This is a genomic window from Streptomyces sp. NBC_00414, assembly GCF_036038375.1.
In the GTDB taxonomy this organism is placed as follows: domain Bacteria; phylum Actinomycetota; class Actinomycetes; order Streptomycetales; family Streptomycetaceae; genus Streptomyces.
On sequence record NZ_CP107935.1, the window covers coordinates 7,664,787 to 7,688,620 of the forward strand.

The 23,834-nt window shown below is 70.4% G+C and carries 17 protein-coding genes; 14 read left to right on the forward strand and 3 right to left on the reverse strand.

The window, feature by feature from the left end; genetic code table 11:
- Window positions 1-537: 537 nt before the first annotated feature.
- The 12 genes from uvrC (at window position 538) to OHS59_RS33340 (ending at window position 16,685) form a co-directional block, all read left to right on the forward strand.
- On the forward strand, window positions 538-2,592 hold the full coding sequence (gene uvrC, locus OHS59_RS33285) for an excinuclease ABC subunit UvrC (RefSeq protein WP_328497053.1): 2,055 nt from the start codon (window positions 538-540) through the stop codon (window positions 2,590-2,592).
- Window positions 2,589-3,686: an RNase adapter RapZ gene (gene rapZ, locus OHS59_RS33290; protein WP_328497054.1), complete on the forward strand. Its 1,098-nt coding sequence runs from the start codon at window positions 2,589-2,591 to the stop codon at window positions 3,684-3,686. Before uvrC ends, rapZ begins: the two co-directional genes overlap by 4 nt.
- Window positions 3,683-4,789, forward strand: a complete 1,107-nt coding sequence (locus OHS59_RS33295) for a gluconeogenesis factor YvcK family protein (protein ID WP_328497055.1) — start codon at window positions 3,683-3,685, stop codon at window positions 4,787-4,789. Before rapZ ends, OHS59_RS33295 begins: the two co-directional genes overlap by 4 nt.
- Window positions 4,780-5,769, forward strand: a complete 990-nt coding sequence (gene whiA / locus OHS59_RS33300; protein ID WP_107017634.1) for a DNA-binding protein WhiA — start codon at window positions 4,780-4,782, stop codon at window positions 5,767-5,769. The genes OHS59_RS33295 and whiA overlap by 10 nt, the downstream gene beginning before the upstream one ends.
- A 561-nt stretch (window positions 5,770-6,330) precedes the next feature.
- Window positions 6,331-9,282, forward strand: coding sequence for a M14 family metallopeptidase (locus OHS59_RS33305; protein WP_328497056.1), 2,952 nt, complete (start codon window positions 6,331-6,333; stop codon window positions 9,280-9,282).
- Window positions 9,283-9,509: 227 nt separating this feature from the next.
- Complete coding sequence (gene gap / locus OHS59_RS33310; RefSeq protein WP_328497057.1) at window positions 9,510-10,520, forward strand: type I glyceraldehyde-3-phosphate dehydrogenase; 1,011 nt, start codon at window positions 9,510-9,512, stop codon at window positions 10,518-10,520.
- A 147-nt stretch (window positions 10,521-10,667) separates the two neighbouring features.
- A complete protein-coding gene (locus OHS59_RS33315) occupies window positions 10,668-11,879 on the forward strand; it encodes a phosphoglycerate kinase (protein ID WP_328497058.1) in 1,212 nt (403 codons plus the stop codon).
- Between the two features lie 6 nt (window positions 11,880-11,885).
- Window positions 11,886-12,662 carry a triose-phosphate isomerase gene (gene tpiA, locus OHS59_RS33320; protein ID WP_328497059.1) on the forward strand — a complete coding sequence of 259 codons (777 nt, stop codon included), beginning with the start codon at window positions 11,886-11,888 and terminating at the stop codon, window positions 12,660-12,662.
- A 159-nt stretch (window positions 12,663-12,821) separates the two neighbouring features.
- Window positions 12,822-13,052, forward strand: a complete 231-nt coding sequence (gene secG / locus OHS59_RS33325) for a preprotein translocase subunit SecG (RefSeq protein WP_189770205.1) — start codon at window positions 12,822-12,824, stop codon at window positions 13,050-13,052.
- Window positions 13,053-13,288: 236 nt separating this feature from the next.
- The gene (locus OHS59_RS33330) at window positions 13,289-13,624 is read left to right on the forward strand and encodes an RNA polymerase-binding protein RbpA (RefSeq protein WP_003957010.1); all 336 of its coding nucleotides are present in this window, start codon (window positions 13,289-13,291) and stop codon (window positions 13,622-13,624) included.
- A gap of 282 nt (window positions 13,625-13,906) precedes the next feature.
- Window positions 13,907-15,562, forward strand: coding sequence for a glucose-6-phosphate isomerase (gene pgi, locus OHS59_RS33335; protein ID WP_328497060.1), 1,656 nt, complete (start codon window positions 13,907-13,909; stop codon window positions 15,560-15,562).
- Window positions 15,563-15,701: 139 nt separating this feature from the next.
- On the forward strand, window positions 15,702-16,685 hold the full coding sequence (locus tag OHS59_RS33340) for a hypothetical protein (protein ID WP_328497061.1): 984 nt from the start codon (window positions 15,702-15,704) through the stop codon (window positions 16,683-16,685).
- Between the two features lie 21 nt (window positions 16,686-16,706).
- Here OHS59_RS33340 and OHS59_RS33345 read toward each other — a convergent pair whose 3' ends face one another.
- The 3 genes from OHS59_RS33345 to OHS59_RS33355 all read right to left on the reverse strand — a co-directional run bounded on the left by OHS59_RS33345 (window position 16,707) and on the right by OHS59_RS33355 (window position 20,454).
- The gene (locus OHS59_RS33345; RefSeq protein WP_328497062.1) at window positions 16,707-19,061 is read right to left on the reverse strand and encodes an ABC transporter permease; all 2,355 of its coding nucleotides are present in this window, start codon (window positions 19,059-19,061) and stop codon (window positions 16,707-16,709) included.
- Between the two features lie 74 nt (window positions 19,062-19,135).
- The gene (locus OHS59_RS33350; protein ID WP_443061538.1) at window positions 19,136-19,942 is read right to left on the reverse strand and encodes an ABC transporter ATP-binding protein; all 807 of its coding nucleotides are present in this window, start codon (window positions 19,940-19,942) and stop codon (window positions 19,136-19,138) included.
- The gene (locus OHS59_RS33355) at window positions 19,939-20,454 is read right to left on the reverse strand and encodes a PadR family transcriptional regulator (RefSeq protein ID WP_328497063.1); all 516 of its coding nucleotides are present in this window, start codon (window positions 20,452-20,454) and stop codon (window positions 19,939-19,941) included. The genes OHS59_RS33350 and OHS59_RS33355 overlap by 4 nt, the downstream gene beginning before the upstream one ends.
- A 165-nt stretch (window positions 20,455-20,619) precedes the next feature.
- On the opposite strand from OHS59_RS33355, the gene OHS59_RS33360 reads away from it, so the two are divergent.
- Window positions 20,620-21,894 (forward strand): ABC transporter substrate-binding protein, encoded by a 1,275-nt coding sequence (locus OHS59_RS33360; RefSeq protein ID WP_328497064.1) that lies wholly within the window; start codon window positions 20,620-20,622, stop codon window positions 21,892-21,894.
- A 259-nt stretch (window positions 21,895-22,153) separates the two neighbouring features.
- On the forward strand, window positions 22,154-23,779 hold the full coding sequence (locus OHS59_RS33365; RefSeq protein WP_328499452.1) for a glycoside hydrolase family 13 protein: 1,626 nt from the start codon (window positions 22,154-22,156) through the stop codon (window positions 23,777-23,779).
- Window positions 23,780-23,834 lie beyond the last annotated feature (55 nt).

The following is a 23,834-nucleotide window of genomic DNA, read 5'->3' on the forward strand; positions in this document are numbered from 1 at the left end:
TCGGTCATCGACCTGACGCCTTTGTCCGGGGCGCCCGGTCCACCTGCATCTGCACTGGTACGAGCATTGCCCCGAATTGTCTTCGTGTCGTCACGGCCAGCCCCCGAAACAGGTTCCGGTCAACCACAATTGCCCACCTCCGGCGGGCCGTAACCGTCCACGTCGGAAGGGGTGTTGGGCGGGGGCCGCCGAGGCGTGTCCCAGGCGGGTGCCGTATCGGCCGGTCGAGCGGCCGGAAAGCGCCGTGGACGCGGTCGGTCACCCGCACGCCGCCCGCCCGCGCGGGACGGCCCCCGGCCGGCCGCGGCGCACTTCCGAGCCCTCCGGAAGCCGCCGCTCCCGGTGGTCGCGGACGATCACCGCCGGGCGCCCACGCGATCCTCCTTCCGGAGGCGCTGTGCGGACCGCTCCCATGCGGGCAGGGTGGGGACGGGGGGCCGGACCTGGCCGGATCGTGGTCCGGAGCGGCCGGGACCGGGCCCGGCCGGAGACCGGCGGGCCGTCACGCTGTCACACCCCGCCAGTAGGGTGGGAGACATGGCCGACCCCTCCAGCTACCGCCCCAAGCCGGGACAGATCCCCGACTCGCCAGGGGTCTACAGATTCCGCGACGAGCACCGCCGGGTGATCTACGTCGGGAAGGCGAAGAGCCTGCGCCAGCGCCTGGCCAGCTACTTCCAGGACCTCTCCAACCTCCACCCGCGTACGCGCACGATGGTCACCACGGCCGCGTCGGTGGAGTGGACCGTGGTGACCACGGAGGTCGAGGCACTCCAGCTGGAGTACTCCTGGATCAAGGAGTACGACCCCCGGTTCAACGTCAAGTACCGCGACGACAAGAGCTATCCCTACCTCGCGGTCACCATGAACGAGCAGTTCCCGCGCGTGCAGGTGATGCGCGGCCAGAAGAAGAAGGGCGTGCGCTACTTCGGCCCCTACGGACACGCGTGGGCGATCCGCGACACGGTGGACCTGCTGCTGCGCGTCTTCCCCGTACGGACGTGCTCCGCGGGCGTGTTCAGGAACGCCGAGCGGACGGGCCGCCCCTGTCTGCTCGGCTACATCGGCAAGTGCTCCGCCCCCTGCGTCGGGCGCGTCACGCCCGAGGAGCACCGTGAACTCGCCGAGGAGTTCAGCGACTTCATGACCGGCCGCACGGGCACGTACATCCGCCGTCTGGAGCGGCAGATGACGGACGCCGCCGAGGACATGGAGTACGAGCGCGCCGGCCGTCTGCGCGACGACATCGGGGCCCTCAAGAAGGCCATGGAGAAGAGCGCCGTCGTGCTCGCCGACGCGACGGACGCCGACCTGATCGCCCTCGCCGAGGACGAGCTGGAAGCCGCCGTGCAGATCTTCCACGTACGCGGCGGCCGGGTGCGCGGCCAGCGCGGCTGGGTCACCGACAAGGTCGAGGCGGTCACCACGGCAGGCCTGGTCGAGCACGCGCTCCAGCAGCTGTACGGGGAGGAGACCGGCGACTCCGTACCGAAGGAGGTGCTCGTCCCGGCGCTGCCCGACCCCGTGGGGCCCGTCCAGGAGTGGCTGACCGAGCGGCGCGGGTCGAACGTGTCGCTGCGCATCCCGCAGCGCGGCGACAAGAAGGCCCTCATGGAGACGGTCGAGCGCAATGCCCTCCACTCGCTCGCTCTCCACAAGACCAGGCGCGCCTCCGACCTGACGACCCGCTCCCGCGCGCTGGAGGAGATCGCCGAGGCCCTGGACCTGGACAGCGCGCCCCTGCGGGTCGAGTGCTACGACATCTCGCACCTCCAGGGCGACGACGTCGTGGCGTCGATGGTCGTCTTCGAGGACGGACTGGCGCGCAAGAGCGAGTACCGCCGCTTCCAGATCAAGGGCTTCGAGGGCCAGGACGACGTCCGCTCCATGCACGAGGTGATCACCCGCCGCTTCAGGCGCTACCTCGGCGAGAAGGAGAAGACCGGCGAGTGGGCCGACACCGAGGCCGCTCTCACCGAGGAGGACGGGCGGCCCAAGCGTTTCGCGTACCCGCCGCAGCTGGTCGTCGTCGACGGCGGCAAGCCGCAGGTCGCCGCCGCCCAGCGGGCCCTGGACGAGCTGGGCATCGACGACATCGCCGTCTGCGGCCTCGCCAAGCGCCTCGAAGAGGTCTGGCTGCCCGGCGACGACGACCCGGTGGTACTGCCACGTACCAGTGAAGGGCTCTATCTTCTTCAGCGTGTGCGCGACGAGGCGCACCGCTTCGCGATCACCTACCAGCGCACCAAGCGGGCCCGGCGCTTCAAGGCGAGCCCGCTCGACGACGTGCCGGGCCTCGGTGAGACACGCAAGCAGGCATTGATCAAGCATTTCGGTTCGGTGAAGAAGCTGCGATCCGCGACAATCGACCAGATCTGCGAGGTTCCCGGCATAGGCCGCAAGACGGCCGAGTCGATCGCCGTGGCCCTCGCCCAGGCGGCCCCGGCGGCTCCCGCCGTGAACACCGCCACCGGAGAGATCATGGAAGACGAGGATCACGTGGAGGACGCGGCACCCGAAACGACGGCGGGTGTCGCAGAGGAGCCCGTGTCCGCGGGCGCCTCGGACGAGCGACGGGGGCAGGAGAGATGACCGAGCACGAGCAGGAAGAACCGGTGGCGTCACGCACGCCGGACGCCGAAGCACCGCACGCGGCCACAGCCGGGGAACCGCACACAGCTGAAACCGGGGCACCGCACAAGGAAGCACGCGAAAATCGTCCGCGACAGCCGGCGGCGGTCGACACGGCCGACGGGGCGGAACAGAAAGACGGAGCGGAAGTGAACACGGGCACGACCATCGAGAAGGCAGGCGTTGCCGAGGCGGCCATTCCGGAGCTGGTGATCATCTCCGGGATGTCGGGCGCGGGCCGGTCCACCGCCGCCAAGTGTCTGGAGGACCTGGGCTGGTTCGTCGTCGACAACCTCCCGCCCGCGTTGATCCCCACCATGGTGGAGCTCGGCGCCCGCTCGCAGGGGAACGTGGCGAGGATCGCGGTCGTCGTCGACGTCCGGGGCCGCCGCTTCTTCGACAACCTGCGCGAGTCCCTCGCCGACCTGGAGACCAAGCACGTCACCCGGCGGATCGTCTTCCTGGAGTCCTCGGACGACGCCCTGGTCCGCCGCTTCGAGGGCGTGCGCCGGCCGCACCCCCTCCAGGGTGACGGCCGCATCGTCGACGGGATCGCCGCCGAGCGCGAACTGCTGCGTGAGCTGCGCGGCGACGCCGACCTGGTGATCGACACCTCCAGCCTGAACGTGCACGAACTGCGCGCCAAGATGGACGCCCAGTTCGCCGGCGAGGAGGAGCCCGAGCTGCGGGCCACCGTCATGTCCTTCGGCTTCAAGTACGGCCTGCCGGTCGATGCCGACCTGGTCGTGGACATGCGGTTCCTGCCCAACCCGCACTGGGTCCCGGAGCTGCGCCAGTACACCGGCCTCAACGAGGAGGTCGCCGCGTACGTCTTCAACCAGCCCGGCGCCAAGGAGTTCCTGGACCGGTACGCCGAGCTGCTGCAGCTCATCCGGACGGGCTACCGCCGGGAGGGCAAGCGTTACGTGACCATCGCCGTCGGCTGCACCGGCGGCAAGCACCGCTCCGTCGCCATGTCGGAGAAGCTCGCCGCCCGCCTGGTGTCAGAAGGAGTGGAGACGGTCGTCGTCCACCGGGACATGGGCCGCGAATGACGAGGCGCTCTCTGCGGCTGGACCGGCTGCGGCGGGTCGGCGTCGACGGGCGCGGTACCGACGGGCGCGGCGGCAGACCCGCCGACGCCCGGGGCGCCAAGCCCGTCGAGGCCCGCGGCGCCAAGCCCCGCCGCCGCGGCGCCCAGCCCAAGGTCGTCGCGCTCGGCGGGGGCATGGGCCTGTCCGCCTCGCTCACCGCCCTGCGCCGCATCACCGGTGACCTCACCGCCGTCGTCACGGTCGCGGACGACGGCGGCTCCAGCGGCCGGCTGCGCGACGAGCTGGGCGTGCTTCCGCCCGGTGACCTGCGCAAGGCCCTGGCGGCGCTGTGCGGCGACGACGAATGGGGCCAGACGTGGGCCCGTGTCATCCAGCACCGCTTCCAGTCCCAGGGCGAACTGCACGAGCACGCCGTCGGCAATCTGCTGATCGTCGCCCTGTGGGAGCAGCTCGGCGACCACGTCCAGGCTCTCGACCTGGTCGGCAGGCTGCTGGGCGCGCACGGCCGGGTGCTGCCCATGTCCGCCGTACCGCTGGAGCTCCAGGCGCTGGTCAAGGGCCACGACCCGGACCGGCCCGAGGACGTCGACACCGTGCGGGGACAGGCGACCGTGGCGCTCACCCCTGGTGAGGTGCAGTCCGTGCACCTCGTGCCGCACGACCCGCCGGCGGTCCCCGAGGCCGTCGCCGCGGTCCTCGACGCGGACTGGGTGGTCCTCGGTCCCGGCTCCTGGTTCTCCTCCGTGATCCCGCATCTCCTCGTGCCCGAACTGCTCGACGCCCTCACCGAGACGAAGGCGCGCCGGATCCTTCCGCTGAACCTCGCTCCGCAACCCGGAGAAACAGAAGGCTTCTCACCGCAGCGTCATTTGGAGGTTTTGGGACGACACGCCCCTAAACTCGCCCTGGACGTGGTGTTGGCCGACGAGGCCGCCGTGCCCGACCGCGCATCACTCGCCGACGCCGCCAAGCGGTTCGGCGCGGCGGTCGAGCTGGCGCCGGTGGCCAGGACCGACGGGACTCCGAGGCACGATCCGGAGCTGTTGGCCGCCGCGTACGACCGTATTTTTCGGATGCATGGAAGGATCGGCCCATGGCGATGACGGCAGCGGTGAAGGACGAGATCTCCCGGCTTCCCGTCACCCGGACCTGCTGCAGAAAGGCGGAGGTCTCCGCCATCCTGCGGTTCGCGGGCGGCCTTCACCTGGTGAGCGGCCGGATCGTGATCGAGGCGGAGCTGGACACCGCGATGGCGGCGCGACGGCTGAAGCGGGACATTCTTGAGATTTTCGGCCACAGTTCCGAACTGATCGTGATGGCGCCCGGCGGACTGCGCCGCGGCTCCCGTTACGTCGTACGGGTGGTCGCGGGCGGTGATCAGCTGGCCCGTCAGACCGGCCTCGTGGACGGCCGTGGGCGCCCGATCCGGGGTCTCCCGCCACAGGTGGTCTCGGGGGCCACCTGTGACGCCGAGGCGGCCTGGCGCGGGGCCTTCCTGGCCCACGGCTCGCTCACCGAGCCCGGCCGTTCCTCCTCGCTGGAGGTGACCTGCCCGGGACCGGAGGCCGCGCTCGCGCTGGTCGGTGCGGCCCGCCGTCTGTCGATCGCCGCGAAGGCCCGTGAGGTGCGCGGGGTGGACCGGGTCGTCGTGCGTGACGGGGACGCCATCGGGGCGCTGCTGACGCGGCTCGGGGCGCACGAGTCCGTGCTGGCGTGGGAGGAGCGGCGGATGCGGCGGGAGGTTCGCGCCACGGCGAATCGTCTCGCCAACTTCGACGACGCGAATCTGCGGCGGTCGGCTCGGGCCGCGGTTGCCGCGGGGGCGCGGGTGCAGCGGGCGCTGGAGATCCTCGCGGACGAGGTTCCCGAGCATCTCGCTGCCGCCGGGCGCCTGCGGATGGAGCACAAGCAGGCCTCCCTGGAGGAGTTGGGTGCGCTCGCCGAGCCGCCCCTGACCAAGGACGCCGTGGCGGGCCGTATTCGGCGGCTCCTCGCGATGGCCGACAAGCGGGCGCAGGACCTTGGTATCCCGGGTACGGAGTCCACGCTCAGCGAGGAGATGGCCGACAACCTGGTGGGCTGAGGGGGTGCCTGTCCGGCTCCGGGCGGCTTCGGGCGGCTCTCCGGTGCCGGTCCGCGGCCGCGGGGGAGTGGGGGCGGGTTCGTGGGTCCGTGCCGGTCGGTGGGGCTGATCGCGCCGTTCCCCGCGCCCCTGACGCACTGCGCCGTTCCCCGCGCCCCCAAAAGATTGCGCCGTTCCCCGCGCCCCTAAGAGACTGCGCCGTTCCCCGCGCCCCTGGGTGGGCCGGGGTCCGAGTCGATCAGCAAGCCCCCGCACCCAACCGAAGACCGCACCCCCACTCACCCAGGGGCGCGGGGAACGGCGCGGGCAATCCAGTGCGGCCCGCACGTGGCATTCCGGGCGATCCCCGACCCACCCAGGGGCGCGAGGAACTGCGCGGGCAACCACGTCCGGCGCGTACCGGACAACCCACGCGCCCCCCGGCACCTCACCCCCCTCACAAGCCCATTTGGCCTAGCCGTGGCCTCAACTCACCGGCGGTGACACCCCTTGACTTGACCATGAACTGTCATGAGCCTGGCATCTGTTCGCCGCAGTGGCGGACTACTGCAAGGGGGGCTCATGAGACGAAGAGCGAGATCGATCCTCGCTGCCGGCGCACTCCTGCTCGGCGGAGTGACCGTCGCACCCATGGCACAGGCAGAACCCGGCGCCGCGCCGGACCCGAGCGTGGACGAGGTCAAGGTGTTCCGCGCGGACGTCACGAAGGAACAGGTACCCCTGCTCCTCGCGGCGGGCCAGGACGGCCACGAGCTGGGCGAACGCGTACCGCAGAAGGGCACGGCCACGGTCGAGGTCTACCTCACCGACAAGCAGGCCGATCAGCTGGAGGACAAGGGCGTCGACCTCGCCGAGCACAAGCTCTCGGCCAAGGCGCAGGCGCGCGTGGCGGCCGCGGGGGACGGCGTCTTCCGGCCCTACAGCGGCGCGGGCAACCTCAAGGAGGAGATCGTCAGGACGGGGCAGCAGAACCCGAACCTGACGAAGGTCGTCTCCATCGGCAAGACCCTCCAGGGTCAGGACATCCTGGCCGTCAAGCTCACCAAGGGCGCCAAGAAGACCAAGGACGGCGCCAAGCCGTCCACGCTGTACATGTCCAACCAGCACGCCCGTGAGTGGATCACGCCCGAGATGACCCGGCGCCTGCTGCACTACTACCTGGACAACTACGGCAAGGACCAGCGCGTCACCAAGCTCGTGGACTCCACCGAGCTGTGGTTCGTGCTGTCCGCCAACCCGGACGGTTACGACTGGACGTTCAAGCCCGAGGGTGACCGTCAGTGGCGGAAGAACCTTCGTGACGTCAATGGCGACGGGGCTCTGACGGTCGGCGACGGCGTCGACCTCAACCGGAACTTCGCCTACAAGTGGGGCTACGACGACGAGGGCTCGTCCCCGTACCCGACGAGCCAGACCTACCGCGGCGCGAGCGCCGGCTCCGAGCCCGAGACCAAGGCGATCGACGCCTTCGAGAAGCGCATCGGCTTCGAGTACGGCATCAACTACCACTCCGCCGCCGAACTGCTCCTCTACGGAGTCGGCTGGCAGGTGGCGACCCCGAGCCCCGACGACGTGCTCTACAAGTCACTCGCCGGAACCCCCGAGAACTCGGCGATCCCCGGCTACCGCCCGCAGGTCTCCTCCGAGCTCTACACGACCAACGGCGAGGCCGACGGACACGCGTCCAACGTCAACGGCACGGCGATGTTCACCCCCGAGATGTCGACCTGCCAGACCATCTCGAACCTCTACCCGGACGACCCCTGGAACGCCGCGGACTGCGCGTCGGTCTTCACCTTCCCGGACGACGAGAAGCTGATCCAGGAGGAGTTCGTCAAGAACATCCCGTTCGCGCTCTCCGTCGCCGAGTCGGCGGCCAAGCCCGACCAGCCGAAGTCCTCGGTCGGCATCGACGCCCCCGACTTCACCCCGGCCCCCTTCGCGACCTCGTACTCCCGCGGCGCCGACCAGGAGATCTCCGTGGTCGCCCGTAGGTCCGTACGCGACAAGGAACTGAAGTACCGCGTCAACAACGGCCGTACGAAGGACCAGGACCTCAAGGCCTGGAAGGGCGGCGAGACCTACGGCGGCGAGGACAACCTCTACTTCGACGAGTACCGCGCGAAGGTGAAGGACGGTGCGCCGGGCGACAAGGTCGAGGTCTGGTTCACCGGCGAGACCCGCGCCGGAAAGCCCACCTCCAGCACGCACTTCACGTACACGGTCGCCGAACGGCCGCGCGCCGACACGCTGGTGGTCGCCGAGGAGGGCGTGGCGGCGACCAAGGCACAGACCTACGTCGACGCGCTGAAGGCCAACGGCCGCAAGGCCGTCGTCTGGGACGTCACCACCCAGGGCGCGCCCGACGCGCTCGGGATCCTGAGCCACTTCCGGACCGTCGTCCACTACACCGGCGCCGACCGGCCCGGACACCTCACCCAGCTCCAGCTGCGCGCCTACCTCAACGAGGGCGGCAAGCTGATCGAGGCGGGCGAGCAGGCGGGCGGCCAGGTCGCGCTGCCGGGCGCCCTGACGAACGACTTCAGCCAGTACTACCTGGGCGCCTACTCCCGTACGACGACTCCGGGCGCCACGGCCTTCACCGGCTCGGGCAAGCTCGCGGGCGCCGGGGGACCGCTCGGCGACACGCCCGGCAACCCGCTGAACGCGGCGGGCGCCTACAGCGTCACCTCGGACACCCTGCCCGTCGAGAAGTTCCCGCAGTTCGCGAGTGCGGGAGCCGGCGCGTATCCGGGCACCGTCAACCCGTACGGGCCGTACGAGGGCGCGTCCATGGCGGCCGTCACGCACACCGACTACGCCTGGAACCGCCTCACCCGCACCATCGACCTCACCGGCGTGAGCGCGGCCGACGCGCCCGCCCTGCGCACCCAGCTCCTGTGGGACACCGAGGAGGGCTACGACCACGCGGTGCTTGAGGCGCACACGGCCGGGGCCGACGACTGGACCACGCTCCCGGACAAGGGCGGTGCCACCAGCACCGCCGTTCCCGCCGAGTGCGAGGCCGGGTTCTTCATCCAGGGGCACCCCGCGCTCACGCGTTATCTGACCCGGAGTGCGACCGGGTGCACGCCGAGCGGCACGAGCGGCTCCTGGAACAGCTTCACCGGGGCCTCCGCGGGCTGGCAGCAGGTCGAGTTCGACCTGTCCGCGTACGCCGGGAAGACCGTCGAGGTGTCGCTGAGCTACATCACCGACCCCGGTTCCGGCGGGCACGGGGTCCTCGCCGACAACGCCTCCGTCGTGATCGGCGGCACGGCGGGCGAGACCGAGGGCTTCGAGACCTCCCTCGGCGCCTGGAAGGTCCCCGGGCCGCCCGCGGGCAGCCCCGCGGTCGTCCAGGACTGGGGCCTGTCCGGCGAGCTCTTCAAGACGTACGGCGCGGTCACCACCCGTGACACCGTGCTGTTCGGCTTCGGCCTGGAGCACGTCACCGCGGCGGCAGACCGCAACGCCCTGCTGGGCAAGGCACTGGCCGCCCTGGGCGGCTGACACGGCCCGAAAGGGCATCGATCCCGGGGACGACTCCGGAGGCGACTCCGGGGACGATCCCAGGGGCGGTCCGTACCCCTACTGGCGGGTACGGACCGCCCTGCCGTGTATGGGGTATCTCGATGTCACCCCGGGAGCCTCAGGGAGGTAGGGTCGTAGGCGGTCGGGGACATCCCATACAACTCGCCGGCGTCAACAGCCGGCGTACCTAACGAGGAGATCGGTTCGTGACGATCCGCGTAGGCATCAACGGCTTTGGCCGCATCGGTCGTAACTACTTCCGCGCGCTGCTGGAGCAGGGTGCAGACATCGAGATCGTGGCTGTCAACGACCTGGGTGACACCGCGACCACCGCGCATCTGCTCAAGTACGACACCATTCTGGGCCGTCTCAAGGCCGAGGTGTCGCACACCGCCGACACGATCACCGTCGACGGGCGCACCATCAAGGTGCTGTCGGAGCGCAACCCCGCCGACATCCCGTGGGGCGACCTCGGCGTCGACATCGTCATCGAGTCGACCGGCATCTTCACCAAGAAGGCCGACGCCGAGAAGCACATCGCGGGCGGCGCCAAGAAGGTCCTCATCTCGGCTCCGGCCAAGGACGAGGACATCACCATCGTGATGGGCGTCAACCAGGACAAGTACGACGCGGCCAACCACCACGTCATCTCGAACGCCTCCTGCACCACCAACTGTGTGGCGCCGATGGCCAAGGTTCTCGACGAGAACTTCGGCATCGTCAAGGGCCTGATGACGACGGTCCACGCGTACACGAACGACCAGCGGATCCTGGACTTCCCGCACTCGGACCTGCGCCGCGCCCGCGCCGCAGCCGAGAACATCATCCCGACCACCACGGGTGCCGCCAAGGCCACCGCGCTGGTCCTCCCGCAGCTCAAGGGCAAGCTCGACGGCATCGCGATGCGCGTCCCGGTCCCGACCGGCTCCGCGACCGACCTGGTCGTGACGCTGCAGCGCGAGGTCACCAAGGACGAGGTCAACGCCGCGTTCAAGAAGGCCTCCGACGACGGCGACCTCAAGGGTTTCCTGACCTACACCGAGGACCCGATCGTCTCCTCCGACATCGTCGGCGACCCGGCCTCCTGCACCTTCGACTCCTCCCTGACCATGGTCCAGGAGGGCAACACGGTGAAGATCCTCGGCTGGTACGACAACGAGTGGGGCTACTCCAACCGCCTCGTCGACCTCACGGTCTTCGTCGGCGAACAGCTCTAGGTCCAAGAAGCAAGGCACCTCGTGTGAGCACAGGGCCCGGGCAGCGCACCGCCGCGCACCCCGGGCCCTGTGGCACGTGCTGAGCGATCAGCCCTCTCTCGGACACAAGAGCTCTCGGACCAAAGAGTCCTTCCTAGGAGTCCACTTATGAAGACGATCGACGAACTTCTCTCCGAAGGGGTCGACGGCAAGCGGGTCTTCGTGCGCGCCGACCTGAACGTGCCGCTGGCCGACGGCCTCATCACCGACGACGGCCGCATCCGCGCCGTCCTGCCGACCGTCAAGGCCCTCGCCGGGGCCGGCGCCAAGGTGATCGTCGCCTCGCACCTGGGCCGCCCCAAGGGCACCCCGGACCCCGCCTTCTCGCTGCTGCCCGCCGCCGAGCGGCTCGGTGAACTCCTGGACGCGCCCGTCGCGTTCGCCCAGGACACCATCGGCCCCGCCGCCCACGACGCCGTGAACGGGCTGCAGCCCGGCCAGGTCGCGGTCATCGAGAACCTCCGCTTCAACGCCGGCGAGACGTCCAAGGACGACACCGAGCGCGGCGAGTTCGCCGACCGGCTGGCCGCCCTGGCCGATGTCTACGTGGGCGACGGTTTCGGCGCCGTGCACCGCAAGCACGCCTCCGTCTTCGACCTCCCGGCCCGGCTGCCGCACTACGCCGGCTACCTCATCGCCACCGAGGTCGGCGTCCTGAAGAAGCTCACCGAGGACGTCGAGCGCCCCTACGTGGTCGCCCTCGGCGGCTCCAAGGTCTCCGACAAGCTCGCCGTCATCGACGAGCTGCTCGGCAAGGCCGACCGGCTGCTCATCGGCGGCGGCATGGCCTTCACCTTCCTCAAGGCCAAGGGGTACGAGATCGGTGCCTCCCTGGTCCAGGACGACCAGCTGCCGACCGTCAAGGAGTACGTCGAGCGCGCCGAGAAGAACGGCGTCGAGCTGGTCGTGCCCGTCGACGTCGTGGTCGCGGCCGGTTTCCCCGACCTGAAGACCAAGGCGCCGTCCGACCCGTCCACCGTCGCCGCGGACGCCATCCCGGCCGACCGGATGGGTCTGGACATCGGCCCGGAGACCGGCGCCCTGTACGCCTCGAAGCTCGCCGACGCGGCCACCGTCTTCTGGAACGGCCCGATGGGCGTCTTCGAGCACCCCGACTACGCCGCGGGCACCAAGGCGGTCGCCCAGGCCCTGCTCGACTCACAGGCCTTCACTGTCGTCGGCGGTGGCGACTCCGCCGCGGCCGTCCGCATCCTGGGCTTCGACGAAAACGCATTCGGCCACATCTCGACCGGTGGCGGTGCCTCCCTCGAATACCTTGAGGGCAAGACGCTGCCCGGTCTCGCCGCACTGGAGGACTGACCCCGCATGACCACTCGCACGCCGCTGATGGCGGGCAACTGGAAGATGAACCTCAACCACCTTGAGGCCATCGCCCACGTCCAGAAGCTCGCGTTCGCCCTGGCCGACAAGGACTACGACGCCTGTGAGGTCGCGGTCCTGCCGCCCTTCACGGATCTGCGCTCGGTACAGACCCTGGTCGACGGCGACAAGCTCAAGATCAAGTACGGTGCCCAGGACCTCTCGGCGCACGACTCCGGCGCCTACACCGGCGAGATCTCCGGTTCGATGCTGGCCAAGCTCAAGTGCACCTACGTGGCGATCGGCCACTCCGAGCGCCGCCAGTACCACGCCGAGACCGACGAGATCGTCAACGCCAAGGTGAAGGCCGCCCACAGGCACGGCCTCACCCCGATCCTGTGTGTCGGCGAGGAACTGGAGGTCCGCGAGGCGGGCGACCACGTCACGCACACGCTCACCCAGGTCGAGGGCGGTCTCAAGGACGTCCCCGCCGATCAGGCCGAGTCGATCGTCATCGCGTACGAGCCCGTCTGGGCCATCGGCACCGGCAAGGTCTGCGGCGCCGACGACGCCCAGGAGGTCTGCGCGGCGATCCGCGGCAAGCTCGCCGAGCTGTACTCGCAGGAAGTCGCCGACGCCGTCCGTATCCAGTACGGCGGCTCGGTGAAGTCCGGGAACGTCGCCGAGATCATGGCGAAGCCCGACATCGACGGCGCCCTCGTCGGTGGAGCGGCCCTGGACGCCGACGACTTCGTCAAGATCGTCCGGTTCCGCGACCAGTAGACCGTGCTCCGGATGTGAAGCGCCGAGCTGCGAGTATGCGGTAGCGGTGTTACGTCGTACCCTTGCGGGGGCCGGGCGGCTTCGTACCTGAAGCACCGGCCCCCGTCGTCGTCCAAGACTCGTCCGTCCAAGTCCGAGGAAGTTGGTCCAGCCGTGGTTATGGGGTTCTCGATCGCCCTGATCGTCTTCAGCCTGTTGCTGATGCTGCTGGTGCTGATGCACAAGGGGAAGGGCGGCGGCCTGTCCGACATGTTCGGCGGCGGCATGCAGTCGTCCGTCGGTGGCTCCTCGGTCGCCGAGCGCAACCTCGACCGCATCACCCTGGTAGTCGGTTTGCTGTGGTTCGCCTGCATTGTGGTGCTGGGCATCCTGATGAAGGTCAACAACTGATCACCGGCCGACATCGGCACGGCAGCACAAACGCACATTACGCAAGCACATTCCGCACGTAAGGCCCCATGTCCGGTACGCGCCCGCAGGCGCGGCCTATCATGGGGCTTGCGTCTGTGCGCGGGGGTGTAACTCCTATCACTGGACGCGCGTTGGGCCTTACGTAGACTGAGGCGCCCGCAGCGAAGCGTCACGCCGACTCGCTTCGCGGCACCATCACGCAGGGAGTTACGACCGTGGCAAGTGGCAACGCGATCCGAGGAAGCCGGGTCGGGGCGGGGCCGATGGGCGAGGCCGAGCGCGGCGAGTCCGCGCCCCGGCTGCGCATCTCCTTCTGGTGCTCCAACGGGCACGAGACGCAGCCCAGCTTCGCCAGCGACGCGCAGGTCCCCGACACCTGGGACTGCCCCCGCTGCGGCTTTCCCGCCGGACAGGACCGGGACAACCCGCCGGACCCGCCGCGCACCGAGCCGTACAAGACGCACCTCGCGTATGTACGGGAGCGGCGCAGCGACGCGGACGGCGAGGCGATCCTCGCCGAGGCGCTCGCCAAGCTGCGGGGCGAGATCTAGGAGCGGGGCGACATCCAGGAGTTGTGAGCCGGCCGGGCACCGAAAGGTGTCCGGCCGGTCTTTTTCCTGTGCCCGTACGTGATGTCGGGCGGCGTATTTTTTGTACGCCCGGGGGTGAGCAGCTTCTCCGCCGCCGTACTGACACCTGTGGGCGAACCTGACGTATCTGTTGTTGAACCGGACGACGGTGCGACGACAGCTCCCGTCACCCTGATCAATTAGGTTGGGACCGGTAGCGGGGCAAGGTACGCAGCACAGGCAGGAAAGAGGCGGAAGTCCGAGATGAACGCAGAAAGCCGTACCAGGCTCAACCAGACACCCGAGTGGACCGCTCTGGCCGAGCACCGGGAGGAGCTCGCGGAGACACACCTGCGCGAGCTGTTCGAACGGAACCCGGGACGCGGCGCCGCATACACGCTGCGGGTCGGCGATCTGCACGTCGACCACTCCAAGCACCTGGTCACCGACCGGACGCTGCAGCTGCTGCGTGAGCTGGCCGTGGCGACGGACGTGTTCGGTCTGCGAGACGCGATGTTCCGCGGCGAGCGGATCAACGTCACCGAGGACCGGGCGGTCCTGCACACCGCGCTGCGCGCTCCGCGTGACGCGGTGATCGAGGTCGACGGCGAGAACGTCGTACCGGCCGTGCACGCGGTCCTCGACAAGATGTCCGGCTTCTCCGAGCGGGTCCGCTCGGGCGAGTGGACCGGGCACACCGGTAAGCGCATCAAGAACGTGGTCAACATCGGTATCGGCGGCTCCGACCTGGGCCCGGCGATGGCGTACGAGGTGCTGCGGTCCTTCACCGACCGGGATCTGACGGTCCGTTTCGTGTCGAACGTCGACGGGGCCGACCTGCACGAGGCCGTGCGGGACCTGGACCCGGCCGAGACGCTGTTCATCATCGCCTCGAAGACCTTCACCACCATCGAGACGATCACCAACGCGACCTCGGCGCGCGACTGGCTGCTGACCGAGCTGAAGGCCGGTCAGGAGGCCGTCGCCAAGCACTTCGTGGCGCTGTCGACGAACGCGGAGAAGGTCGCGGACTTCGGTATCGACACGGCCAACATGTTCGAGTTCTGGGACTGGGTCGGCGGGCGTTACTCGTTCGACTCCGCGATCGGTCTGTCCCTGATGCTCGCGATCGGCCCGGACCGCTTCCGGGAGATGCTCGACGGCTTCCACCTCGTCGACGAGCACTTCCGCACCGCGCCCGCCGAGTCCAATGTGCCCTTGCTGCTCGGCCTGCTGGGCGTCTGGTACGGCAACTTCTTCGACGCCCAGTCGCACGCGGTCCTGCCGTACTCGCACTACCTGTCGAAGTTCACCGCCTACCTCCAGCAGCTCGACATGGAGTCCAACGGCAAGTCCGTGGACCGTGACGGGAATCCGGTGGACTGGCAGACCGGACCGGTCGTGTGGGGCACCCCCGGCACCAACGGGCAGCACGCCTACTACCAGTTGATCCACCAGGGCACGAAGGTCATCCCGGCGGACTTCATCGGCTTCGCCGAGCCGGTCGCCGAACTGAGCGACGGGCTCAAGGCGCAGCACGACCTGCTGATGGCCAACTTCTTCGCGCAGACGCAGGCGCTGGCCTTCGGCAGGACGCCGGACGAGGTGCGGGCGGAGGGAGTGCCCGAGGAACTGGTGCCGCACAAGACGTTCCAGGGCAACCACCCGACGACCACGATCCTCGCCCGCGAGCTGACCCCCTCGGTCCTCGGCCAGCTGATCGCCCTCTACGAGCACAAGGTGTTCGTGCAGGGCGCGATCTGGCACATCGACTCCTTCGACCAGTGGGGCGTCGAACTCGGCAAGGTCCTCGCCAAGCGCGTCGAACCCGCCCTCACCGAGGGCGCCGAGGTGCCGGGCCTGGACGAGTCCACCAAGGCGCTCGTGGCCAAGTACCGGGAACTGCGCGGCCGCAAGTAGTCCACGGCAGGCCGGAGATCGTGCGCCGGCGGCCGGTCGTGCAGTAGTCGTGTGGGTCGGGAGGTGATCGGCGGAATCGCCGATCACCTCCCGTAGAATTCCGGGCGATCACTGCGTCGAGGGCTCGGGGGAGCTGCACATGGCTGGTTCGCGCGGAAGATGGCTGAGCGGCAAGCTCTCGATGGCGTCGATTCTGCAGCCCAAGGCCGTGGCGCAGGCGGTGTTCCACCCGGTGTGGATCCCGCCGGCGGTCGATCCCTCGGTGGAGCGGCTCAAGCGGGTGCGCGTAGTCGCCGGAGCCGTCGCGGCATTCGGCGTCTACACGTTCGTGGAGGGCAGGTTCGACTTCACGGAAGTACTTGAGAACATCGTGACGGCGGCCCTGGTCCTGCTGTTCATCACCCCGCTGACGGTGGGCGTGATGCTCTTCGTCTGGCGGCGCACCGGCAGGATCCGCGAGCTGCGCGGGGCCCTGTTCAACTCGCTCAAGCTGCTGCTGCTCTTCATCGGCATGGTCGTCGGTACGGTCCTGCTGTGGCAGCTGTCGATGGGGCTCGGCGGTATCGCGCTGGCGGTGCTCGGCCTGATCGCGATGTGGCTGACCGGCTTCCTGATGTACGGCGCCGTACAGCTGTCGGGCAACTTCTTCGGTTCCGCCGCCGTGCACCGCGGCTTGCCGCCGCTGCTCGCCACGGTGACGACCTGGCTGATGGCCATTCCCGACCTGGTCACCGGTGACCTGCACGGGCTCAGCTTCAAGATGGGGATCTTCTTCATCCTGGGGGCCCCGCTGGCGGTCACGGCCATCGCCGCCCTGGAGACGCTCCGGCTCCGCCGCCACCACGGCATCCGGCTGAGCGCGCACCCCGCGACACTCCCGCCCCCACGGCCGTACGCACCGAACGCGCCGAACCCCGGATTCGTACCGCCTCAGGGCGCCACGTACCCGCCGCCGGGCCAGCCGTACGCGCCACCGCCGGGTCAGCCGTACGCGCCGCCGGGTCAGCCGTACCCGCCGGGCAACGGCGTCCCGTATCCGCCGTACGGCCAGGGAAATCCGTACGGCCAAGGAAATCCCTACGGGCCGCCGCCCCCGCAGCCGCAGCCTCCGTACCGGTCCTGACCCCGCTCAGGGCACTCCCGCTCAGGCCACCGCGCTCAGTGTGTCCGCGAGTCGGCGGCGGGCCGACCGGGACGCGGGCAGGGCGGCGAGCGCGGCGGCGCCGAGCACGGCGGCCGTCGCGAAGAGCGCCAGGAGCACGGGGGACGGGCCTTGGGCGATCCCGGCGCCGATGCCGCTCGACCTGCCCTGGGCGTCGATCAGCCAGTGCGCGAGCGGCACCCCCAGGGCCGTGCCGACGACGGCCGCGGCCAGTGCCGTGCACCCGGTGGCCGTCATCGTGATCGCGGTGATCTCCCGCGGGGTCAGCCCGATCGCCCTCAGCGCCAGCAGATCCCGCTCGCCCTCGCGCACGGTCCCGCCGATCGCGGTGAGCAGCTCGATGAGGCCGATCAGGGCCAGCACGGCGATGAGCCCGACGACGACCCCGCGCAGCGGCGAGAGCCCGTCGGCCGGGTTCGGCATGGCGTGCGCGCTGATGTTCCCGTGCGCGGCCTCCGTCAGGTCGGCGCCCACCTGCCGGGGGTCGGCGCCGGGACGCAGCTGGAGCTGGTAGAGCGCCGCTTCGAGCCCAGGGTCGTTCTCCCGGAGGGTGTCGAGCGAGGTGGAGATGACCCGGCCGCCGTTCTCCGGCTCGATGCTGCGGCCGACGATGTGCAGGATCTGCGGCTGCGCGCCGACCGTCATCCGCACCCAGTCCCCGACCCGCACGTCCAGCAGGTCGAGCAGCCCCTGACCGGCCACCGCCTCGTCGGGCCCCCGCGCGGGACGGCCCTCGGCCACCGTGAACGGGTAGGGATCCTCGCGGGTGCCGAGCCCACGCAACGCGATCGTGCCCGTCTGGCCCGGGACCAGCGCGGCCACCTCGACGCCCGGATGCACGGCGGCGACCTGTGGATCGCGGGCCAGCAGGGCCCGTACGTCCGGGTCGGCCAGGGAGTCGTCCGCCCGGACGGTGAGGGCGGCCGCGAGGCCGATCCGGTCCGGGCTGCTCCGGAAGTGGTCGATGGTGGTCCAGGCGCTCATGGCCACGACGATCAGCAGCAGCGGCAGTGCCAGCCGGGCCACCGCGGCCAGTGAGCGCGGCCGGCGGGCGAACGCCTTGTGCCAGCCCAGGACCAGCGCCGACGGCAGCCGCAGTCCGAGCGCCCCGCGGGACAGGCCGGACAGCCGGCCGCCCAGCGGTGCCGCGGCCCGCAGCCCCGGCACCGGAGGCACCTGGCCGGCGCGCCAGGCCGCGAGTCCGGTGGTCGCGGCGATGAACAGCACCGCGGCCGCGGGTATCCCGAGGAGTGCCGCCGTATGCCCCGGAAGCCCCTGCCACACGCCGACCGCGTCCCCGAGACGCCCCGGTGTCCGGCTGCCCAGGGCCTGGGTGAGGGTCGCGGCGAGCACGGCGCCGAGGAGCGCGAACGCCACGTGCTGGAGCAGGAAGATCCGCACCACCTGGCCCGGGGTGAAACCGATCGCCTTCAGCACGGAGATGTCCCGCAGATGGCCGCGGATACGGGTACCGATCGCGCCGTGCACGGCGAGCGCGGCGGCCAGCAGGGCCGCCAGACCGAACAGGCCGAGCACCTGGCCGAGCAGCCGGTTGCCGCCCTGGGCCTCGGCCCGGGCCTGCTGCCAGCTGGAGACGTCGGTGACCGCCTTGGCGCCGAGGAGGGTGACGGCGCGCTGGACGGCGTAGTCCGTGTCGCCGGGGTCGGTCAGCCGCAGTCCGGCGACCTGGCCGCCGCGCGCGTCGGTGTGCCGCACGGCGTCGGGCAGCGCCCATACGAGGCCCGGCCGTTCGCCGGGGCTGTAGCGGGGTTCGGCGCTGTCCGCGATGCCGAGGACGGTCAGGGTCCTGGATCCCGTCGCCGCCCTTCCGGCGTTGTCTCCGGCCTTCCCGGTCTTGTTATCGGCCTTCCCGGTGGTGCCCGGCACGGTGAGGGTGTCCCCGGGCTCGGCCCACAGCGCCCGGGCGAGACCGCTCTCCAGCACCACCCCGTCCGGGACGCGGGAGTCGAGCCAGCGGCCGGAGGCGAGCAGCGGACGGCCGGTCGCGGGCCGGTCGACGGTGCCGCGCAGTTCGACGGAGGCGCGGGTGCCGCGCGAGGCGACCGTCGTGGCGGCGGTGGGATACGGACCGGCGACGGACGCGACCCCGTCCAGCTCGGTCAGTCTGCCCGCGTCGGCCGACGGGCCGGTGTGGATCCACACGTGCGCCCCCTGCGACTGGGTGAAGACGCGCTGCCAGGGGTTGGTCGCGTACCCGAAGAGCGCCGTGGCCAGCAGCAGCGAGGCGACGATCCCGGCGGTGGCGAGCACGATGAACAGTGCCTCGCCACGATGCGAGCGAAGATCGGCGTGCGCCCAGCGCAGGGTGGCCCGCACGCCGCCTCAGCCTCTCGGCTCGTGGACGCGGTACAGGACCCGGGGGGCCTTCGGCAGGGGCTCGCGCACGCCGCTCAGTCCCTCAGTTCCAGCACGCCGGATATGCCCGTGCCGCGGGCGGGCGCGGTGTCGAGGACCGCGTCGTCGGCGATCCGGCCGTCGAAGAAGCTGATCACCCGGTCCGCGGCGCTCGCCAGCCGTGCGTCGTGCGTGACCAGCACGATCGTCTGCCCGCGCTGGTGGAACCGGGTCAGCAGCCGGGTCACCTCGCGGGTGCCCCTGCTGTCGAGGCTGCCCGCGGGCTCGTCGGCCAGCAGCAGCTGCGGGTGGTTGACCAGGGCGCGGGCCAGCGCGACACGCTGCTGCTCGCCGCCGGACAGCTCGCCCGGCATGCTGCGCTCCTTGCCCGCGAGGCCCAGCTCGTCGAGGAGCAGCTCACGCTCGGCGCGCGCCTGCCTGGGGGAGAGGCCGGCGAGCAGGGCGGGCAGCTCGACGTTGTCGGCGACCGACAGGTTCGAGACCAGGTTGAAGAACTGGAAGACGATGCCGATACGGCGCCGGCGCTCGACCGCCCAGCGCGCCTCGCCGTACGCGTCCGTGCACTCGCCGTCCAGCCACAGGCTGCCGGAACCCGGCCGCTGGAGCCCGCCGAGCAGATGCAGCAGCGTCGACTTGCCCGCGCCGGACGGCCCGGTGACGGCCACGAACTCGCCCTGCCGTACGGAGAGGTCCACGCCCCGTACGGCGTGCGCGGGGGCGCCCTCGCCGTAGTGGGTCTTGACCAGGCCCTCGGCCCGCAGGAGCGGGGTGTCCTCGGCGTCCGGCGAGGGCGTGGTGCCGGGAGCGGTACGGGACGCGGCGCGGGGAGTGGCGCGGTTCATTCCAGCTCCTCCAGTTCCTCCTGGCAGCGTTCCAGCCAGTCGAGGTCGGCCTGCAGATGCAGCATGGCGCCCTCGATGAGCAGCTGGGAGATGCGGTTGTCCCGGCTCTCGGCCGCGGCGAGCTTCGACAGGTTGCGCATGGTGTTCAGGTACTCGCGCCGTTGTTTGTTGATCAGGGCGATCTGGTCGGCCAGTCCGGTCCGCGGCGCCAGGGCGAGCTTCATGAAGAACTCGTCCCGTACGCGCGGCTCGTCCGCCGTCTCCTCGTACCAGGCGCGCAGTGCTTCACGTCCGGCATCGGTGAGGTGGTAGATCTTCTTGTTGGGCCGGCTCGACTGCTCGACTTCCTCGCCCTCGATCAGTCCCGACTTGTCGAGGCGGCCGAGCGTCACGTAGATCTGGCCGACGTTCGGCTGAGGGTACGCGGACCCCAGCAGTTGCTCAAGGTCCTGCTTGAGCTCGTAGCCGTGGGCCGGGCCGCGCGCCAGCAGGGCCAGGAGGGGCAGCCGCACTCGTGCTCTCCCCTTCCTCCGCTGTAGGTCCTCAAAGGTGCCGCAGGCCCGCGCGTCCGGGGCCAATGTGCCGCGGGCCCTAGTATCGCCCATACCTAACGGGTATACATGGCCTCTGACTCCGGGCGAAGGTGCCCGGCAGCCGGGTGTACCAGGGAGGAACCTATGCGGTGGATGCATGCCGCGGGTAGGGGGCTCCTGGTCGCGGCGGTCGTTCTGGCCGGTTACGTCACGTCCGGCACCCAGGGCGACGGGGCGCGCGGCGGTGGGCGCGGCCCGCTCACGCTCGCCACCGCCGGGGACCTCACCGGCTATCTGGGGCCGCTGCTCGACGGCTGGAACCGCACCCACCCCGGCGAGAAGGTCACCCTCGTCGAACTCCCGGACTCCGCCGACGAGACCCGCGCGCAGATGACCACCGACCTGCGCGGCGACGGCCGCAGCCGCTTCGACGTCCTGAACATCGACGTCGCCTGGACCTCGGAGTTCGCCGCCGCGGGCTGGATCTCCCCGCTGCCCGCGGACCGCTTCCCGCTCGACGGGTTCCTGCCGCCGGTGGTGGACACCGCGACCTACGACGGACGGCTGTACGCCGTCCCCTACGTCACCAACGCGGGGCTGCTCCTCTACCGAAAGGACCTCCTCGACAAGGAGGGCGTCGCTCCGCCGCGCACCTGGGCCGAGCTGGAGAAACAGGCGCGGACCATCGCGCCGAAGTACGGACTCGACGGCTACGCCGGTCAGTTCCTGCCCTACGAGGGGCTCACCGTGAACGCCGCCGAGGCGGTCTACTCGGCGGGCGGCTCCATCCTCGGCGACGAGGGCGAACGTGTCACCGTCAACTCGGCGGCGGCGCGCGAGGGCATCGGTTTCCTGGCCCGCGGCGTACGCGACGGTTGGATCCCGGAGAAGGCGCTGACGTACAAGGAGGAGGAGTCCAAGCAGGCCTTCCAGGACGGCCGTCTCCTCTTCCTGCGCAACTGGCCGTACGCCTATGTCGGGGCCTCCGCCAAGGACTCGCCGGTCGCCGGGAAGATCGGCGCGGTGCCGCTGCCCGGACCCGACGGACCGGGCGCGAGTGTGCTCGGCGGCTCGAACCTCGCGGTCAGCGCCCATGCCCGGCACCCCGATTCCGCCGCCCGGCTCATCACCTACCTCACCAGCGAGCGGACGCAGCGTCAGGTGCTCACCAAGGGTGCGCTGCCGCCGGTGCGGGCCTCGCTGTACGAGGATCCGGAGCTGATCCGGCGGTTCCCCTATCTGCCGACGCTCCGCGCGAGCGTCCTGGCGGCGGCGCCGCGCCCGAAGAGTCCGCGCTACGACCAGGTCAGCCTGGCCGTGCAGGCCGTGGTGCACGACGCGATGGCCGGGCACCAGACGCCCGAGGCCGCGGTGCGCCGCCTCGCACGCGAGTTGGCGGACATCTCCCGCCGGGGCTGAGCCCTTTTCACGCGCTCCCTGCCCAGACCGAAGCCTCCATTCGGCAGATCATAGTTTCATGTTAGGTAACGCGCTCATCTCATCTGCCGCCTTCGCGGGATGAAAGTGCTGATATAGCGGCGCAAACGGCCCTTCGACTCGCGGGACGTTCGCGCCTACTCGTTGACACTCGTGCGACATCCCTACTTAACATGCATGCATAACCGGAGGCACGCACAGCCAGGTCCACGCACAGACAGGTCAACGGGTGACGATCGACATGCACCGCTGGTGGCGCGACGCAGTGATCTACCAGGTCTATGTCCGCAGCTTCCTGGACAGCACCGGGGACGGCATCGGCGATCTCGCCGGAGTACGCGCCGGACTGCCGTACCTGAAGAAGCTCGGGGTCGACGGGGTCTGGCTGAGCCCCTTCTACCCCTCGCCCCAGCAGGACCACGGCTACGACGTGGCCGACTACTGCGACGTCGACCCGCTCTTCGGTGACCTCGGCGAGTTCGACCTGCTGATGACGGACGCCCGCCGGCTCGGCATCAAGGTGCTCCTCGACATAGTCCCCAACCACTGCTCCAGCGAGCACCCCTGGTTCCGGCAGGCGCTGGCCGAGGCACCGGGCGGCGAGGCCCGCGCCCGCTTCCACTTCGCCGACGGCCGGGGCCCGGACGGGGCGGAGCCGCCCAACAACTGGTACGCCATGTTCGGCGGCCCCGCCTGGAGCCGGGTCACCGAGCCGGACGGCACGCCCGGCCAGTGGTACCTGCACATGTTCACGCCCGAGCAGCCCGACCTGAACTGGCGCAACCCCGAGGTCGGCGCCCACTTCGACCACGTACTGCGCTTCTGGCTCGACCGGGGCGTGGACGGCTTCCGCGTCGACGTCGCCGCCGGCCTCTACAAGCACCCCGACCTGCCCGACTCGCCCGACCCCATGGCCGACGCCCGCACCCGGGACTCGGTCAACCCGCTCGCCTGGAACCAGCCCGAGGTGCACGACGTCTGGCGGCACTGGCGGTCGGTGTGCGAGGAGTACACCGTCCGCGACGGCCAGGAGCGACTGCTCGTCGGCGAGGTCTCCGTACGTACCGCCCGCGAACACGCCCGGTACGTACGCCACGACGAGCTGCACCAGGCCTTCTTCTTCGACCTGCTCAGCGCGCCCTGGAACGCCGACGCCTTCCGCAAGGTCATCTCCGACGCTATGCAGGACATCGCGGGCACCGGCTCCACGGTCACCTGGGTCCTCAACAACCACGACCAGGTCCGCTCGGTCACCCGCTACGGCGAACTGGGCACCGAGGGCAGCGGCCTGGGCGCGCACCGCGCCCGCGCCGCCGCGCTGCTGATGCTGGCGCTGCCCGGCGCCGCGTACATCTACCAGGGCGAGGAACTGGGGCTGCCCGAGGTCGTCGATCTGCCGGACGACGTGCTCACCGATCCGATCTTCCGCCGCACCGGCAGCCGGGCCCGGATCCGCGACGGCTGCCGGGTGCCGCTGCCGTGGTCGGGGCACGCCTCACCGTTCGGCTTCACCACCGGCACCGAGAGCGTCAAACCGTGGCTGCCACAGCCCGCCTACTTCGCCGAGTACGCCACAGACCGCGCCCTCGCCGACACCCGCTCCTTCTGGCACCTCTACCGTGACGGCCTCCAACTGCGGGCCGGGCTGCCCCAGTTGGGTGAAGGCCCGCTGCGCTGGCTGCAGACCCCGCCCGGTGTCCTCGGCTTCGTCCGCGGCGACGGCCTGGTCTGCGCCGTCAACTTCGGTACGGCGCCGACGCCCGCGCCGGTCTCCGGCACCCCCCTGCTGTCCAGCGGCCCCTGCGCGCCCGGCGTCCTGCCCGGCTCGACGGCCGCCTGGTGGATCAGCGACTGCACCAACCCCTGAACCCGCCGCAACCGCTGACGCCCCGTCAAGTACCTGTCTCACTCTCACGAAGGAA